14 protein-coding genes are annotated in these 17,500 nt (G+C 50.8%); 8 read left to right on the top strand and 6 right to left on the bottom strand.

Annotation, left to right across the window (positions count from 1 at the left end):
* Positions 1 to 67: 67 nt before the first annotated feature.
* The 5 genes from H6G50_RS11695 to H6G50_RS11715 all read right to left on the bottom strand — a co-directional run bounded on the left by H6G50_RS11695 (position 68) and on the right by H6G50_RS11715 (position 4,505).
* On the bottom strand, positions 68 to 3,265 hold the full coding sequence (locus H6G50_RS11695; RefSeq protein WP_190716365.1) for a CHAT domain-containing protein: 3,198 nt from the start codon (positions 3,263 to 3,265) through the stop codon (positions 68 to 70).
* Positions 3,266 to 3,354: 89 nt separating this feature from the next.
* A complete protein-coding gene (locus tag H6G50_RS11700) occupies positions 3,355 to 3,675 on the bottom strand; it encodes a type II toxin-antitoxin system RelE/ParE family toxin (RefSeq protein ID WP_190716367.1) in 321 nt (106 codons plus the stop codon).
* A complete protein-coding gene (locus H6G50_RS11705) occupies positions 3,672 to 3,938 on the bottom strand; it encodes a prevent-host-death family protein (RefSeq protein WP_190716369.1) in 267 nt (88 codons plus the stop codon). The genes H6G50_RS11700 and H6G50_RS11705 overlap by 4 nt, the downstream gene beginning before the upstream one ends.
* 72 nt (positions 3,939 to 4,010) lie before the next feature.
* Positions 4,011 to 4,244, bottom strand: coding sequence for a helix-turn-helix transcriptional regulator (locus H6G50_RS11710; RefSeq protein ID WP_190716371.1), 234 nt, complete (start codon positions 4,242 to 4,244; stop codon positions 4,011 to 4,013).
* 27 nt (positions 4,245 to 4,271) lie between these two features.
* Entirely contained in the window at positions 4,272 to 4,505 is a 234-nt protein-coding gene (locus tag H6G50_RS11715) for a helix-turn-helix transcriptional regulator (RefSeq protein WP_190716373.1), read from the bottom strand.
* A 115-nt stretch (positions 4,506 to 4,620) separates the two neighbouring features.
* Between H6G50_RS11715 and H6G50_RS11720 the strand changes: the two genes are divergently transcribed.
* From H6G50_RS11720 to H6G50_RS11750, 7 genes are all read left to right on the top strand, one after another.
* Complete coding sequence (locus tag H6G50_RS11720; protein ID WP_190716376.1) at positions 4,621 to 4,872, top strand: peptide ABC transporter substrate-binding protein; 252 nt, start codon at positions 4,621 to 4,623, stop codon at positions 4,870 to 4,872.
* A 228-nt stretch (positions 4,873 to 5,100) separates the two neighbouring features.
* Entirely contained in the window at positions 5,101 to 6,099 is a 999-nt protein-coding gene (locus H6G50_RS11725; protein ID WP_190716378.1) for a fused MFS/spermidine synthase, read from the top strand.
* 6 nt (positions 6,100 to 6,105) lie between these two features.
* Positions 6,106 to 7,317, top strand: coding sequence for an HhoA/HhoB/HtrA family serine endopeptidase (locus H6G50_RS11730; RefSeq protein WP_190716380.1), 1,212 nt, complete (start codon positions 6,106 to 6,108; stop codon positions 7,315 to 7,317).
* 532 nt (positions 7,318 to 7,849) lie between these two features.
* Complete coding sequence (gene bioB / locus H6G50_RS11735; RefSeq protein ID WP_190716382.1) at positions 7,850 to 8,947, top strand: biotin synthase BioB; 1,098 nt, start codon at positions 7,850 to 7,852, stop codon at positions 8,945 to 8,947.
* Between the two features lie 64 nt (positions 8,948 to 9,011).
* A complete protein-coding gene (locus tag H6G50_RS11740) occupies positions 9,012 to 9,605 on the top strand; it encodes a biotin transporter BioY (protein ID WP_199302834.1) in 594 nt (197 codons plus the stop codon).
* A 1-nt stretch (position 9,606) separates the two neighbouring features.
* A complete protein-coding gene (lspA, locus tag H6G50_RS11745; protein ID WP_190716387.1) occupies positions 9,607 to 10,059 on the top strand; it encodes a signal peptidase II in 453 nt (150 codons plus the stop codon).
* 412 nt (positions 10,060 to 10,471) lie between these two features.
* Positions 10,472 to 10,951: a response regulator gene (locus H6G50_RS11750; RefSeq protein WP_347239923.1), complete on the top strand. Its 480-nt coding sequence runs from the start codon at positions 10,472 to 10,474 to the stop codon at positions 10,949 to 10,951.
* A 73-nt stretch (positions 10,952 to 11,024) separates the two neighbouring features.
* Here H6G50_RS11750 and H6G50_RS11755 read toward each other — a convergent pair whose 3' ends face one another.
* The gene (locus tag H6G50_RS11755; RefSeq protein WP_242032796.1) at positions 11,025 to 12,341 is read right to left on the bottom strand and encodes a response regulator; all 1,317 of its coding nucleotides are present in this window, start codon (positions 12,339 to 12,341) and stop codon (positions 11,025 to 11,027) included.
* Between the two features lie 724 nt (positions 12,342 to 13,065).
* Here H6G50_RS11755 and H6G50_RS11760 point away from each other — a divergent pair.
* Positions 13,066 to 17,271 carry a GAF domain-containing protein gene (locus H6G50_RS11760; RefSeq protein ID WP_190716389.1) on the top strand — a complete coding sequence of 1,402 codons (4,206 nt, stop codon included), beginning with the start codon at positions 13,066 to 13,068 and terminating at the stop codon, positions 17,269 to 17,271.
* The last annotated feature ends 229 nt before the right edge of the window (positions 17,272 to 17,500 follow it).

A 17,500-nucleotide genomic window follows, 5' to 3' on the forward strand; every position in this document is an offset into this window, starting at 1 on the left:
GATAACGATTAGTTACCTGGCGCGATCGACAGCAGGGACAATGCGCCGAACTTGGGGTTTTTATCCCTCAGCGCCACTCGCCCTGCGCCGTAAACGCCGCCCAATAATAAGGCGCGCTCCACTGTTGCGTTTGCCACATCTCCAACTGCGCCGAACGCAACGCCGCAACAGGATTCATCCCCTCGCTCAACATCTTGCGATAAAACCTCGCCATCAACTCCGAAGTTGCCGTATCGTTAACGCTCCACAAACTCACCACCACGCGACGCGCCCCTGCATACATTAACCCTCTTGTCAACCCCACCATCCCTTCTCCCCCGACATCATTGCCCAGTCCCGTCTGACAAGCACTCAGCACCACCAACTCCGCCGGGAGATTGAGATTAAAAATATCGCCCAAACGCAGAAACCCATCTTGAGGATTCCTCTGCGCGTCCAGCATCGACAGCACCACGCCCGATAACGTTGGATTATCGCGAAGGCAGCCGTGCGTTGCCAGGTGAACCATCTGGTACTGGGCAATTTCCGGGCTAGTAGCCGTAGCGCGAGAAGCATCGAAACCGAGCGCTTGCAAGCGTTGCCCTTCCGGGACGAGAGCCAGAAGGTTTTGAGCTTCTTTTGCCGTGTATTCGAGACGATTGAGGGAAGTACAAGATTCTGGGGCGAGGCGCTGAGCATCGGGCGGACTCGTTTGGGAGGTATTATTTCCGCTCAAACGCGAGTCGGACTCATCAAAAACCGGATCCGCAAGTACGGCGAGGGTTTTGGGCGCGCGGGGACGATTTTGCAGTTGGCTGCGCGAGATGTCGATAGTAGAGGCGGAAGGGAGGGTAACGATTTCGTGGTTAACCAGTAGGGGAGGAGATGGGGTGACTGGGGGAGTGGGGGACTCGGGGACGAGGGAAGTAGGCAAAGCGGCGAAGGGGATGGTTTGCAGAATACCGTCGCCGACAATTAACAAGCGCTGTCCGTGCAGTTGGGAAGCGACGGGCGCGAGAAGCATTTGAGTGAGTTGATTTGCCGCAGTTAAATCGGTACTTTGGGCAGCAATCGCACCTAAAAAGTTCTTGGCAGCGGCTTCAATTTCGGCGCGGGGCGGTAAGGTATAGCTGGCAATTCCGGTTTTGCTAACTGCCCAGAGATAGCTGCGATCGTCGCCGAGGGAGTATTCGAGCAGTAGGGTGTCGCTGTCGAGGACGCGGCTTTGGATTTCAGGGACGGTGAGGGGTTGGGGATATTTGAGGTTGGCGTAGGTGGGACTTTTAACGCGGATTTGGGCGGCGACTTCATCGAGTTGGGCGAGGAGAGATTCAGTTCGTTTTTGCAGGGTTTCTAATTCTCGATTGGAAGCGCCTTCTTTATAGCTTTGGGTTCTTTTGAACTCGGTGGCGTTGATTTGTTGGAGAAGGGTGCGTTCTTGGGTTAATAAGGCAGGATCGACTCCTTGACGGATGTTGGCGTTGGCTTCGGTGAGGAGTTCGAGGAGAACGCGGGCGCGACTGCGTTCGCTGATATTTAGCGCTTCGATGTTGTAACCTTTGTTGGGGTTTTGTTGATGCAGTTGCATCAGCAAATCGATGTAGAACTGGTAGTAGCTTTGGACGGTGGCGAAGTAGGAGGTACGGAGTTCGGGGCTGGCGATTTTGGTGCGGAGTGTTTCGATGATGTCGATGGCGGCTTCGATATTTTGGCGCGCGCCTGCAAGATTGCCTAAATTGTGTTGGTATCGAGCGAGATCGGCTAGGGTTTCAGCTTCATTGTTTTTGTCCCCTAACGTTCGATACAGTTCGAGCGCGCGTCGGTCAAATTCAAGGGCTTTGGGATAGTCTGAAAGCCCATCGTAGACGGAAGCAATATGACCCAATATTAGTGCTTGACTCGATAGGTCTTCTAAGGTTGGGACAATAGCGATCGCGCGATCGAGATATTCTAGAGCTTGGGATTTATCTTCCAAATAGCTGTAATACAACGCGAGTTTGCCCAGAATGAAGGCTTTTTGGTGTTGAGTTCCCTCAGTTTGAAAAATTGAGAGGGCTTGCTTAAGTTCCTCGAGTCCCTGTTGATAATCGCCCGTTCCATACACAAAAGGATTCCAGTAGTGAATCGTACTGATATCTTCGAGGGTTGTGGCTTCTTCAACTCGATTATTTAACTGTCGCCAAAGGGTTAATGCTTGGTTGTAGTAAGAGAGGGCTTGCTCGAAGTCATTCGAGTTGTAATAAGTCATACCAATATCCCTTAAGATTGTCGCCCGTCCGGAAGGATTGTTGAGGGATTCTTGCAGGGTAAGAGCGCGATTTAAAGAGATAAGGCTGGAGCGATTATCTCCCAATTCCAAGTATATTTGAGCTAATACCTGTAGAATATCTGCTTCTTCGGAAGTTTTTTTGAGGGCTTGAAAGCGGTTTAATCCTTGGTTGTAATAGTCTAGTGCTTGTTGGTAATTGCCAAGATCGCTCGACAAGCCTCCGATTATTTTTAACGTATTAGCTTCGCGCTCTGTCTCTCCTGTGGCTTGCCAAAGGGGAAGGGATTGTTGGAGTTGCGAGAGTGCTTGGCTATCGTTGCCGAGTTGATGGTAAATAAGGCTGAGATAGTCGAAAGCATTCGCAGCGCTGGAAAGGTTATTGACTTCGAGATATAAAGAAGCGGCTTGTTTTAAAACAGTTAGCGCTTGCTCTCTCTGTCCGAGCTTGTTGTAAGCTTGTCCCATTAACAGAAGGACGTGAGCTTCTTTGGTTTTATCTGCGGTTTCTCTGACAAGGGGTAATGCTTCCAGGGCATAGGCGAGGGCTTGCTCGTAATCGCCTAATTCAGAGTAAGCCAAGCCAATCCGAACGAGCGCTGTCATTTCATCGGTGCGTTTGCCTAAAGCTCGAAAGATTTCTAGGGCTTGTTTGAAGTATTCGATGGCCTGCGGATTTTGTTCTAAATCGGAGCTAATAAAACCCAAATATCCTAACGTTTTGCCAATGCCCTGGCGATCGCTGGCTGCTTGAAATCCTTCGAGAACTTCTTGAAATTTGAGGCGAGCTTGTTGCAGAGATTCCGGCGTTCCCTGCTCGTAGATCTTTTTAGCGTCTTGAAACAGTTGTTCTATGGCAGGGTTGGCGAGTTCTGAGGAATTATTTTGCGGTTGTTGGGCGAGGGGGATTGCTCGACTCGGTATCCCTATAAATCCGAAGCAGAGAAATGCGGTTGCCAATCCCAAAAAACAACCTTGCCACCCAACTGCACCCGGTTTGCTGCGTCGCGCGATCGCCATAGCCACCTCGGTTAGTTACATAGCTCGATAACCAATTATCGATTTTCTCTATTCTCCTGTCAATTATGGCAAAGCAAGTGGGATACGATCTAATCTGACGGCTCAGTACCTAAAGGAGCTTGACGGCGGTGACGAATATGCAAGATGGCGACGGTATCGCCCTCGATCGCAAACAGAATCCGATAGGCTCTTGTTTTGCCAACCCACAGCTGCCGAATTTCTCGACCAATGATATCGGCTTCAGGTGCAAACGAGCAGCGGTAGGGAAACTTTTGCAGAGAGGCGATCGCATCTTGGAGATCGTAGTACCACTGGTTTGCTGCATCAGCACTGAGATTATCGCACATCCAACGGTAAGCAGTTTCAATTTCTGCAAAAGCAGGAGGTTGGATGAGTATTCGATAGCTCATGGACATGGAGGAATGTTGAACTGCCGCTGTAGCGCTGTCATGGCAAGATCGGCTGGGATACCTTCACCCCGCTCGAAGCTTTCGAGTCCTTTGCGGATACCGATAATGGCTTCGAGGTAGTCAATTCGCTCTAGCAATTGTTCGTAGATATTAAGCTGACTGGGTGGAGAGGATTTCAGCGATCGCACTAAGCTAAGAAGTTCGACAAGCAGTTCGTCGGGGGTGTTATCAATTTCTTGGATTAGAAGTTCTTTGAGCGTCATCGTAGCATCTACCGAGGGTTAATACTTTGAGTATACTCTGCCCATACTTCAAATTGTCTCAGAAACCATCGCTCAGGAGCTAGAGCGATCGTCTATGTACAGACGGATAAATTCAATTGCTGCTTCCGGATCGATTTTTTGCAATCCTTTACGAATCTCTAATACCGCCTCAGCAGACGGATCGCGACTTTCATTGACCCAACGATGAATATTAGAACGCCTGACCTCCATCGCGATCGCCAATTGATTTTGGCTAATGCCGTACTCGTCTAATACTTGCCTCAGTGCTTGACCTGCTTTTCCCATGCTTCAAATTGTCTCAGAAACCATCGCTCAGGAGCTAGAGCGATCGTCTAGATACAAACGAATAAATTCAATTGCCGCCTCCGAATCGATTTTTTGCAATCCTTTACGAATCTCCAATACTGCTTCAGCCGCTGGATCCGTCGTTCCACTAACCCAGCGGTGAACGTTAGAACGCCCAACCCCCATGACAACGGCTAATCGATTTTGGCTAATGCCGTACTCGTCTAATACTTGTTTGAGTGCTTCACCTGCTCTTCCCATGCCTCAAATTTTGTCAGAGGCTCATAATTCCGTAAATGTTCCAGATATGAAACATTCGAGGTAAGATAAAGGCGTTCCATATACGGAACACTTGCGTCAAAGCCTAAACTTCTTTATGCCTAAAAACTTCCTTGCCGATCGCGCTCTAGCGACTCTTTCCGCAACCCCAACCGCCGTTCCCGAACTCCAACCGCCCCAACGAGAACCGCTCAAAGTAATGCTCGTAGGTTCTCCTAAAGCTGTAACCCGCACCATTCACCGCTTGCATCGCTTGGGTTTTGCTGAAGTGGGAGAATGGAGTCCATTGGTTCCGACTCAAAATCCCGGCGAGGTGTTGAGTATTTTGGTGCGTCGTTTGCTGATGTAGGCGCGCCCGGGGTTGGCTTTGCCGATCGCTAATCTACCGCTTTTAGCAAAATTACGATGATGGGCATTGCCGACTTTCTGCCCTTTTATTAGGTTTAATCCCAGGAACAGCAATGCGATCGCATTGCTGTTTCAACGATCCCCGATTCCGGTCAATTTGGGCGAACCTTCCGAGGTGGAATACAATACGGATGCAGGGAACCGCAATTGCCAAAGGGTGTAACTAAGAATGGCCGGGAGTGAAGTTAAAGCCGATCTGTGGCTCAAAGATTACATCACGCCGTGGGATGTGTACGAACATGGCGTGACGAAAATTCTAGCTTGCCAGAAGACGGCCTACCAAGAGATGCACATTGTCGAAACGGGAACCTACGGAAAAGCGCTGGTTCTCGATGGCAAGTGGCAGTCCTGCACGGGCGATGAGTTTCTGTATCACGAACCGCTCGTTCATCCGGCAGCGATTTGTCATGGCGCGCCGAAAAATGCCCTGATCCTCGGTGGCGGCGAAGGCGCGACGCTACGGGAAGTCCTGCGCTGGAAAACATTGGAGCGGGCGTTGATGGTGGATATCGATGGGGAAGTCGTCGAAGCCTGCAAAAAACACTTGACAGAGATGCACAGAGGTGCATTTGACGATCCGCGAGTCGAAGTGAAGATTGCCGACGCGATCGCGGTACTCGATCGCATGGAGGAACGGTGGGATACGATCGTTTCAGACCTATCGGATCCGATTGAAGAAGGACCATCCTACCGCCTCTTTACCCAAGAATATTTTCAAAAGTTGCGGGAAGTTCTCGCTCCCGGCGGTTACTTAGTCGTCCAAGCGGGGCCGACTTCCCCCGGAGAAATTCAAATGCACGCGCGGTTGGTCAAAACCTTAAAAACGGTCTTTCCTTACGTGGTTTCCTATTCTTCCCCAGTTCCCACCTTTGCAGGGGCTTGGGGTTTTGCGTTATGTTCCGATCGCGCGATCGAAACGCGACCCGATCCCGACGAAATCGATCGCTTACTTGCCGAAAAAACAACCGGAGGACTGCGCGGTCTTGATGGAATAACCTATTTGGGCCTGCTGCAAACGCCGATTCATATCCGCCGCGCGATCGCGCAAGCCGATCGCATTTATACCCTTGCAGAACCGCCTAAATTTGGCAATAGCTACGTTGCACCTTCGAGCGAACCGGAAACAATCGATCGATTTAACCCAATCTCTATTAATTCAATCTCTTAAAAAAAAATGACTAAATCGCTCGCACAGATGGGTTTATATATCAGCTTATTAATCCTGGGGGGTGGAATTGGTGTATTCGGCAGTCGCGCCCTTGCACCCAAAGCACAGCAAACGACCCAATCGGTGCAACCCCTCGTCCCAGCCACCTTAAAACCTTCAGCCGTTCAGCCTAGCACGACTCCGGTAGAGACGGATAATCGACTCAATTTTATCGCCCGTGCCGTCCAGAAAGTTGGACCGGCGGTGGTTCGCATTGATGCGTCCCGAACCATCGATCGCGACACTCAACCCCCCTTCTCCCAGCCATTTTTCCGCCGCTTTTTCGGGGAAGAAGCGCCGATTCCGCAACCGCGCGTCCAACGGGGGACGGGATCGGGTTTTATTTTAAACTCGGACGGGCGCTTAATCACTAACGCTCACGTTGTCGAAGGAGCCGATCGCGTCGTGGTAACGCTCAAAGACGGGCGAGAACTGGAAGGGCGCGTCGTTGGTGTGGATGATGTCACCGATGTAGCAGCGGTCAAAATTGACGCGAAAGAATTGCCAACGATTAAATTGGGAGAATCGGAAAAAGCGATCCCCGGCGAATGGGCGATCGCGATCGGCAATCCTTTAGGCTTAGATAATACCGTTACCGTTGGCATTATCAGCGCGATCGGACGTTCTAGCCGTCAAGTCGGCGTTCCCGACAAGCGCGTCAGTTTCATTCAAACCGATGCGGCGATCAATCCCGGTAATTCGGGCGGTCCGTTACTCAATGCTAACGGCGAAGCGATCGGCATGAACACGGCGATTCGCGCCGATGCCCAAGGATTGGGTTTTGCGATCCCGATTGAAACCGCCCAACGAGTCGCCAATCAATTATTTGCAAAAGGACGCGCCGATCATCCCTATTTAGGCATTCAAATGCTGGATCTCAGTCCCGAACTGCGCAAAGAACTCGAGGCAGATCCGGAAACGCGCTTTAAGCTCGATCGCGATCGCGGCGTTGTTGTCGTCCAAGTCGTCCCCAACTCTCCTGCGGCTCGAGCCGGACTGCAAACAGGAGATGTCATTCATACCATCGCTGGCAAACCGATTCAAGAGTCGGCAGAAGTGCAGCACGAAGTCGAACGCAGCGCGATCGGTCGCGTTTTAGCTGTGGAGATTTCGCGCGGCGGACAAAAACTGACCTTACAAGTTAAACCCGGGCCTTTCCCTGCACGCAATAATGAATAACGTCTGATGTGCATTATCCAAAAATCTTGATTTCTCTCACCCCCAGCCCTTCTCCCGATCCCCCCTAACCCCCCTTACTAAAGGGGGAAAATGCGAGGGGAGAAAGAACAGTAAGATGGCTCTTTCTGGCTTCTAATTCACATTAGGCGTGAATAATGAATGATACTGAATTTAAAGTATAGTAAGTGATGCCTCATTAATACCCTCAGAATTCCTAATTCGCGGTCATTGAGACTTCGGCGCGAACTACAGCATTTCGGAATTTAGGTATTTCGGCAAGTGCTACACTGAGCTTGTGAAGGTACGTTTATAAACGCACAAAATGTCCTAACCGAGTTGCGTAGCGCTTTAGCTGTCGAACTTCATAATTCCCTTTTCATAACTCATAACTTATAATTCATAACTCATAACTCCCTTTTCATAACTCACCATTCATAATTCCCCCCACTCATAACTCACCACTCATAACTCATAATTCATAACTCCTCCCAGCGTGATAAAATTGCGTATCGTTTCAAAGGAAGAGACTATCGTGGTTCAATCGCCAGTTTCCGCGTCTTCACGGGAATTTGAACTTGCAACCGGAACCGCTCTCGCCGCCGAACTCAACCGATTAGCCGATCGCATCATCAACGGTTATCGGCTGACGCGGGACGAAGCCAGAGCGTTAACTCAAATAGAAAGTCAAGATGACATCTTGCTCTTATGTGCGGCAGCCGATCGCGTGCGCCAAGGGTGCTGCGGCAATACCGTCGATTTGTGCAGCATCATCAACGTCAAATCGGGCAACTGTTCGGAAAATTGCGGCTTTTGCTCCCAATCCGCCCACCATCCCGGCGAAGGTTCCCCGATCTACGGTTTAAAGAGCAAAGAAGAAATTCTCGCCCAAGCTCGCGCGGCGGCGGAAGCAGGAGCTAAGCGTTTTTGCTTAGTGAGTCAAGGACGAGGCCCTAAGTATAACAGCCCGAAATCAGGAGAATTCGAGCAAATCTTAGAAACCGCGCGCGAAATTGCCGAAACGCTCGATATCAAACCTTGTTGCGCCCTCGGCGAAGTCACAATCGAACAGGCGCAAGCATTAAGAGAGGCAGGCGTAACGCGCTACAACCATAACTTAGAAGCATCGGAAAACTTCTTTAGTGAGATCGTCACCACACATCAGTGGCGCGATCGCGTCGAAACCGTTCGCAACCTGAAAGCAGCGGGAATCCAAGCTTGTAGTGGCGGTATTTTTGGCCTCGGGGAAAGCTGGGAAGATCGCATCGATCTCGCCTTCTCCCTGCGCGAGTTGGAAGTCGAATCCGTACCATTGAACCTGCTCAACCCGCGCGGCGGCACGCCTTTAAGAGATCGTCCCCAACTCTCGCCTTACGAAGCGATTAAAGCGATCGCGATTTTCCGCTTGATCCTACCCCAACAAATTCTGCGCTACGCAGGCGGCAGAGAAGCAGTCATGGGCGAGCTACAAAGCCTCGGATTCCAAGCCGGGATTAATGCTATGCTAGTCGGGCATTACCTAACAACTTTGGGGCAACCCCCCGAACAAGACCGCGCCCTATTAGAATCTCTAGGACTTGAAGGTGGCGAAGCTCCAATTCCCGGGGAATACCCGCTCGCGTCGCCGGACTAGGCGAACGTCCAACGCCGGACGAAAACCCTCGCGTCGTCCTGAAGGCAAACCCAAAAGCGAGCGATTGCCCTGGGTTACGCCCTACCAATTGCTGTGGGCAGCGATCGGTCTATTGCTGACCATTAGCGGTACGCTCGTCGAAGCCTTCGTCACGAATTCCCCCTGGCAATGGTCGCAGCAAGGCATTCAACCCCAATCGTTAGGCGTAACCTGCCAAATTGGGGCAGTGCTACTCGTCGGTTGTTTGGGGGGAAAGAAAGCGGGTGCGATCGCGCAGATCGCTTATGTTATCTTGGGCTTGACCGGCTTGTACCCCGTATTTACCCAAGGTGGCGGCTGGCGTTACCTGCTCGAACCAACTTTCGGTTACATTATCGGCTTTATTCCCGGTGCTTGGTTGTGCGGTTGGCTCGCCTTTCGTCGCAAGCCCAAGCTGGAAACCCTCGCTTTTAGCTGTACGATAGGATTGTTCGCCGTTCATCTGGTCGGGATTGCGTATTTGTCGGGATTGCATCTTTTAAGCCATCCTGGGGGGGAAAGGGCGCTTTTGGTCGGCGCGATCGAAAAGTATTCTTTGAATCCCTTAGCAAGCCAATTCGCGATCGTCTGTGCCGTTTCTTTAATCGGCTATATCCTGCGCCGCATTTTATTGTACTAATGTGAAAAATCGTTTTTTTTGGATAATTGCCCTCAGCGGATTGCTCCTCGACCAACTCACCAAGATGTGGGTCAGCCAAAGCTTTCAAGAAGTGGGCGATACCATTCCCCTGATTCCGGGAATCTTTCACCTCACCTACGTTCATAATACCGGAGCAGCCTTTAGCTTGTTTGCAGGCGGTGCAGATTGGTTGCGTTGGCTGTCGCTAGCCGTGAGTTTGGGGTTGATTGCACTGGCGATTTGGGGGCCGAAGTTGCGCCCCCTCGAACAGGTTGGCTATGGGTTCATTCTGGCTGGTGCTTTGGGCAATGGGATTTGTCGTTTTCTCAACGGTTACGTGATCGATTTCCTAGACGCACGCTGGATTAATTTTCCTGTGTTTAATATTGCCGATGTCTGTATTAATTTAGGAATTATTTGCTTGCTTGCTGCCAGCTTGAATTTGAAGCAATAGAGGGATAATTGATAATTGATAATGGACAATGGATAACGCCTTCAAGAATTGATAGATAATGGACAATGGACAGTCGAGCAATGCCCAGCAACGATATTCAAGCCCCCGACGACCGTCGTGGTGGTAAGATATAATTACGAACTACGAATGATCGATCGCGAATTATGTTGACCCAAGGCAAACCCTTCAACTTCTGAGTTCTTCTATCCATTGTCCATTATTCTACACAAGCCCTCGTCAAAGGGCGATCGCGCCTACCCTCGATACTAGGAGTGAGAACTTTAGCAAGGAGCAGAAAGAAGTTGTAGGCGGGTTCGGCGGCAACGCAACCGTTCCTACCGCTCTACTTCGCGATCGTGCAAAGCCTTAGCGATCGAGAACATAAAGTTTCCGCTTCCTTAACCGAGCAGATTTGTCAACTCCGACACGCTACGATAATACAGTAGGCTTAGAGTTAAAGGCATACCAGCAGTTCTTCTTTCTGCTGTTCTCCTATCCGCATCCTAAAGTTTTTGTAACTGCTGAGAAGATGAAAACCGTTTTGCTTGTCGAAGATAGTTTGACCGATAGAAATATCATGGCATCTTACTTGCAACAAGCGGGTTTGCTGGTTGTTAGCGCATCCAGCGTCGAGGAAGCTCAAGAAAAGCTTTCTCACAATAAGCCCGATCTGATCGTTCTCGACGTAATTTTGCCCGGTCAGAGCGGGTTTGAAATGTGTCGTACTTTAAAAACAAATCCCGAAACTCGTAAAATTCCCGTCATTATCTGCTCGACTAAAGGAACCGATGTCGATAAAATTTGGGGCAATATGCTGGGAGCCGATGCCTATTTAATCAAGCCCGTTAACGATGCAGAGCTTCAAGTAACGCTAAAGCAGTGTCTCGGATAGTCGTTAAAGGTTAACTCTTAGAGACTGCACCGGGGAATCGCTTAGAATCCCGCTCCCTTCTAGAAAGGGGAATCTAGGAAGAGCGGGCTTTCGCTGACTGTTCGTTGGAGCCGCCTGTAGCGTATTTGCGGGCAATATCCAAAAGTTTTTGTTTGTCGGCGGGCTTGGTCAAAAAGTCCGTCGCACCAACAACTTTAGCGCGTACCCGGTCTACTAATCCATCCTGACTGGTCAGAATAATAACGGGCGTATCTTTAAGATTGGAAACGCGGCGGATTTGGCTGCAAATTTCGTAACCGTTGGCGATCGGCATCATCAAATCGAGGAAAATGACATCGGGTTTGTGCTGCAATAACGTTGGTAAGGCTTGAATGGCTTCTTGAATGCCGATAAACCGATAGCCTGCTCCCGTTAGCAGTTTTTCCATTGCTTTGCAGACTCGAGGACTATCATCGATACAGACAATGCAAGGGCGATCGGGAGACGAGTCGAAAGTCGGCACTCTCTCGGCTGTCGGGGTCGCCTCTCGAGCCAGATCGCAATAGGATTGATAGGGGTTCGGTAAATCTGGGACTTCCACTAAACCGATCAATTGTCGGCGAATATAGGGTAGTAACGATTGACAGACTCCAACAAGATCTTTTTTAAGGAGAACGCTAATATCTCGCATCGTGCGCCGACCATCAATTAGTGCCACTAAATTTTTGTAGGTACTGGGAGAAGCTTTAGCTTGAAGCTGTTCGCTTTTTTTGATGACGGGGGCGAGATTGGGGGAATAGAGGGCGAGTCCCATTTGACTCCACTTTTCCCACACTTTTTGAGTACCGCTGAGCGCAAGTTCTATATCCCAGCTTCGCGAACGGGGGAAAATTCCTAAGTCTTTACTCGAAGGTCGCGCGCCTAACTTGGGTTTAATTTTAAAAGTGGAGGCAGTCCTAAACTCTTCAACCGACTCGCCTCGATCCCTAGGTTTCTCGTAAAATTGAGCGATTTGTTGGGTGACGGCAGCAATCTCAATGGCTTGGAGGAGATCGAATAAAACTTCCGCAATGAGTCCGCGCGCAATCTCGACCACATCATCAGTCTGAGCGAGATTGCGCTGCACCAATAAGGCGAGAGCGTGATAGTCCCAACACTCAAAAAAGTCCGATTGACGGGGCGAGATGGCTTTAGGGTTGACTTTCGGTAAAGTGCTGGCTAACTGGCGGCGAAACCGCCGCACCGGATGCAAGCCTTCTGTTGCCCAAACTAAATTTCCAAGACTTAGGTAAAGCCCCCATTGCTGACCCGTCACCAACTGAATATCCAACCTTCCTGTAAATTGTTGCTGACTGTAAAGATTTAGCTGCGAAAAGAAAGCTTCGTTGCGGTTTGGAGCAGATGTCATCATGAGCAATATGGCTGTGCCGTTACATTAAGACTTGTTCAATAACTGGATACCCCCAAGCTTTTTTGAGACTGGATAACCGGCGTTCTGTCTTGATTTCTACGGACTTGCTGCTTGGCTCGATCGCGGTTTGTCTGGTCGGTGCAATCTAACAATTGATATTGGTGCTTGTTGATTCTTGCTCCTTCTCCTCTGGCGACGAACCTGACAAACGTTGATTTGCTCTCGGTTAAAAGAAGACTCGATTTTGAGTCGCCTTTGATTCGCAGCTATGCCTTCTCATGCAGGCGCTTTTCAGCTATAGTGTTGGCTTGCGAATTGCAAGCAGGGATGTCTTGCAGTTGGGAGCATCTCGGCCAACGAGCTAATGCTTGCAAGCTCAAAAGAACGGCATTATCCATAGGACAGCGCGCTTCAGAAATCTTGAAGGAAATATATAATTCCTTTCAATCTTAACTTTATTTTAAGGTTAACTGTTACTCCGACCGAATTTTAATCTCAACCGTTACTTCGACCGAATATAACTTTATCTTACTTTTGAACCTAAAATTATAAACGATAGGGTCTCCCTAGGGTTGGAGGGTGTAGCCCCAATCGCTGGTAGCGTCCGCGTTTGCTAGCCATTGCGCCGAGCTTTCAAACTTTTCTACAAGTCGTCCTCCCCAGCAGTAGTGCTTTAGGGCAAGCGATCCATTAGCATAGAGTTAAGCGACACCTTTGGCGAATTATGGCAGTTTATCCTCAGCAAACCAGTCCGGAGCAAAATCGAGACGGCGAACGAGACATCGCCGTCGGTCAGAATGGTAAAGGTCAAACCCAACCCGAACGCCCGACAGCCGCCGTCAGCGCCCTGCGATCGCAACTCGAACAAGCAGGCCTGCTGTCAAACCCGCAAATCGAGCAGTATTGGCAGCAAATCGAGCAATTAACGGCAAAACAACCGGAACAAAACTCTTTTAAACTCGCGCGAGAGCGTTGGATCGAGCTAGCAGCCACTTTGCGCGCCTGTCCCAGTCGCAATGTCCTGCTCGAAACGGCAGTGACTCTACTCCGACAAACCTTGGATGCCGATCGCGCCATCATCTGCCAGATTAAAGGTCAGCAATCGGCAACGTTGCTCGCTGAAGCGCGAAGTCCCGGCTGTCCCCCTCTAGTCGCCTCTAGCCTTCCCTTAGCCTGCTTTGGAACGCGCTCGACAGCCGAGTTGCGCGATCGCGGCACGATCTCAACTCCCGCCCCCGAACGAGGCGAAGCCAATCCCTACATCGGGCAAACGCTGCAACAGTTCCAAATTCAGTCCCAGTGTTGTGCGCCCATTCTCCTCGACGGGCAGGTCTGGGGCATTCTCGCGCTGCAAAGCACCCAAGCCCCGCGCATCTGGCAAGAGTCCGAACTCAACCTCCTCCTCGCGATCGCCACCGAACTCACCGCGCTCTTGCAGCCCCTAAAATTCCGCTTTCAACTGCAACAGCAGATCGAACGCGAAAAAACCTACGATAAAGTCGTCGAAGACCTCGCCAGCGAAGATCGCACCATTGACGAACTGTTCCTCAACACCTGCCAAGAAGTTCGCCAGCGCTTGCGAGCCGATCGCGCCATCATTTATCGTTTCAATCACGACTGGAGTGGCGAAGCAATTGCCGAATCCGTCGGGCGCGGTTGGATTTCCCTGCTTTCAGCGCAAGAAACCGACGAGGTTCTAAAAGGCGATCGCAGCGGTAACGAACGTTCCATCCTCCGTGCATGGGGCAAAGGCGGCAGCATTATCGCCAAAGACACTTACCTGCAAAATAGTCAAGGTGGCTCCTACTCCCACGGTCAAAAATTCACCTGCGTCAACGACGTTTATGCAGCGGGTTTCTCCCCCTGCTACCTCGAAAGCTTAGAAAAATACCAAGTCCGCGCCTACGTCATCGTTCCCATCTTCCACGACGAACGCCTCTGGGGCTTGATCTGCGTCTATCAAAACTCCGGCCCTCGCACTTGGCAAGACGCTGAAGTACAACTCGTGGTGCGTTTGAGCGCTCCCCTGGGGGCTGCCCTGCAAAAATCTGCCAGCCGCGAACAGATCGCCGCCCAATCCCAAAAGCTCGCCACCGATGCCAAACAAGACCTCGCCTTTATCAAAACGATCGAGCGTCTGTGGCAGTCCTTGGACGTTAATACCCTATTTCAAACCGCTGTCGATGAAGTGCGACAATTGTTGCAAGTCGATCGCGTCCTCCTCTACCGCTTCGCCGACAAACAAAGCGGGGACTTAATCGCCGAATCGGCAGGCAAAGAATGGTCGTCGCTGATGCAAGAACGCAAAAAGAGTAGCGCGATCGATCCCGCCAGCGGACAAAACCTCTACGATGCCTATTTTCGGGAAAGTGGAGACGAGTTGCGGCGCAAGAATGCAGCCTTCTCGCGCGTAGACGATATTGAAACCGCCGGAATTGCGCCCTTTAGCCTCGAACGGCTCAAAGAAATGGAAGCCCGCGCTTGCATTCTGATTCCTATCTTTCAACCCAAGTCCGGCAGTAAATCCGAGAGTCTCTGGGGATTGCTGGGCGTTTATCAAAATCGCAGTTCCCGAGAGTGGCAGCAAAGCGAACTGAATCTGTTGGTTCAGTTAGGCAAACAATTGGAAGTCGCGATGCAGCAAGCTGAATACGTTGCGCAATTGGAGCGGCAAACGCAGCAACTCTCCCAAAACGCAGAACGCGATCGCGCCCTGGCCCAAATTGTCGATCGCATCCGCAGCAGTCCCGACATCGACAGCGTTTTTCGCAATACCGTTCGGGAATTGCGCGGCATTTTAGAAGGCGATCGCGTCATGATTTATCGCTTCAACCCAGATTGGAGCGGTATTGTCCTCGCTGAATCCGTCGGCGCGGGTTGGGTTTCCTTACTGAACGAACAAGACAACGATGAAGTATTGCGCGGCGATCGCATCGCCACCGATCGCTGCATTCTCCGCGATTGGTCTACTAACACCCTTGTAGAAGATACTTACCTCCAAACCACCAAAGGCGGACGCTACCGCAAAGGCGAAAGTTATACAGCCGTCAGCGATATTTACGAAAAAAACTTTCCCCGTTGCTATGTCGAGTCCCTAGAAAAATATCAAGCCCGCGCCTATATCATCGCGCCAGTTTTCCAAGGCGAAAAACTCTGGGGACTGTTGGGAATCTATCAAAACAGCGGCCCGCGCGCTTGGACAGAAGCAGACATTAACCTCGTGCAGCGCATTAGCCTGCCCCTCGGTCTAGCCATCCAGCAAGCCGAAGCCCTAACTCGCCTCTCCAACCAAGCCAAGCAAGAACAAGTCCTCAGCAAACTCCTCGAAAAGATTCAGCAGGCTCCGGGGATAGATACCATTTTCCGCACAACTTGTCAAGACTTGCGCCAACTGCTCTCGGCAGATCGCACCGCCATCTACCGCTTTAACGCAGATATGAGCGGCGAAGTCCTTGCCGAAGCCGTCGGTAGCGGCTGGACATCCCTGTTGATCGAACAAGAGCAAGATCCCGTCCTTAAGAGCGATCGCGTTGCTACCGACCGCTGCATCCTCAGAACCTGGGCAACCGGCAGCATCGTCGAACGCGATACCTACCTCCAAGAAACGGGCGGCGGCAAATACGCGCGCGGCGTAAAATTCACCCGCATCGACGACATTTACAACGCCAACTTTCCCTCCTGTTACACCGACACCCTAGAAAAATATCAAGCCCGTGCTTATGTCATCGTCCCCATCTTTCAAGGCGAAAACCTTTGGGGACTCTTGTGCGCCTACCAAAACTCCGGCCCGCGCCAGTGGCTCGAAGAAGAAGTGCAACTGATGACGCGCTTGAGTGTCCCGTTAGGCGTAGCCCTGCAACAGATTGAAGCCCTCGATCGCCTTTCGGAACAATCGAGCGCAATGGCAGCCGTGGCAGACCGCGAAAAAGCCGCAAAAGAACTGTTCCAGCAGCGGGCAATTCAAATTTTGATGGCAATTCGTCCCTCCTTTGAAGGCGACTTAACAGTACGCGCGCCCATTACCGACGACGAAATGGGAACAATCGCCGATGCTTACAACAACGCCATTAAAAGCTTGCGGCGCATCGTCGTACAAGTAAAAGAAGCCGCCGATAAAGTCGGTCAAACCTCCAACCAGAGCGAAGCTGCCATTGAAGTTCTCTCCACTCAAGCCCAAGACGAACTTCGAGCGCTCAAAGCCGCCCTCGAACAAATCGAAAACATGGTGGCGGCTGCTTCCACCGTAGCCGGAAGCGCCAAGCAAGTAGAACTGGCGCTCCAACAAGCGCGTTCCACCGTTCAAACCGGCGATACGGCGATGAACCGCACGGTAGAAGGGTTCTCAGAAATTCGCAAAACGGTGGCAGAAACCAGCCAGAAGATCAAACGCTTGGGCGAATCTTCCCAGAAGATTACGAAAGTCGTGAACTTAATCGGGAACTTTGCCACGCAAACTAACCTGCTTGCGCTCAACGCCGCCATCGAAGCAACCCGCGCTGGCGAATACGGGCGCGGTTTCGCTGTAGTCGCCGACGAAGTGCGATCGCTCGCCCGTCAATCCGAAGAAGCCACCAGCGAAATCGAAAAACTGGTTTTGGAAATCCAACAAGAAACCAGCGAAGTGGCAGCAGCGATGGAACGAGGGATTCAACAAGTCGTATCGGGGACAAACTTGGTTAACGAAACGCGCGCTAGCTTAAACGCTATCGTTGAAGCAACGGCGGAGATCGGCAAACTGGTCGAAAATATTACCCTCTCGACGCAAGCCCAAACCCAACAATCGCAATCGGTAACGCAGACAATGGAAAATGTCGCCGCGATCGCGCAATCGACCTCCGAGAGCGCCCTCCAAATCGCAGCATCAATCCAAGCACTGCTTGCCACCGCTGAAGAGTTACAAGATAACGTCGGTCAGTTTAAAGTTGAGTAAGATCTCGAGTTGGGACGCGCAATTTTGGAGGTTAGAGAAGGGGGAATTAAGAATCGGGCGTTGAGAATTGTTGAATTATTGAGTTTTGATTTTGCTGGCTCTCTTAGACTCGGAGTCAACCTCCAAATTCAGTCTCAGAATTTTCAATGCGTAAATTTTGAACAGTGAATTGTGAATAACGCCTAATGTGAATTAGAAGCCGAAAATCCCATTTTACTGTTCTTTCTCC

The sequence above is a fragment of the Oscillatoria sp. FACHB-1406 genome, assembly GCF_014698145.1.
GTDB lineage: Bacteria > Cyanobacteriota > Cyanobacteriia > Cyanobacteriales > Spirulinaceae > FACHB-1406.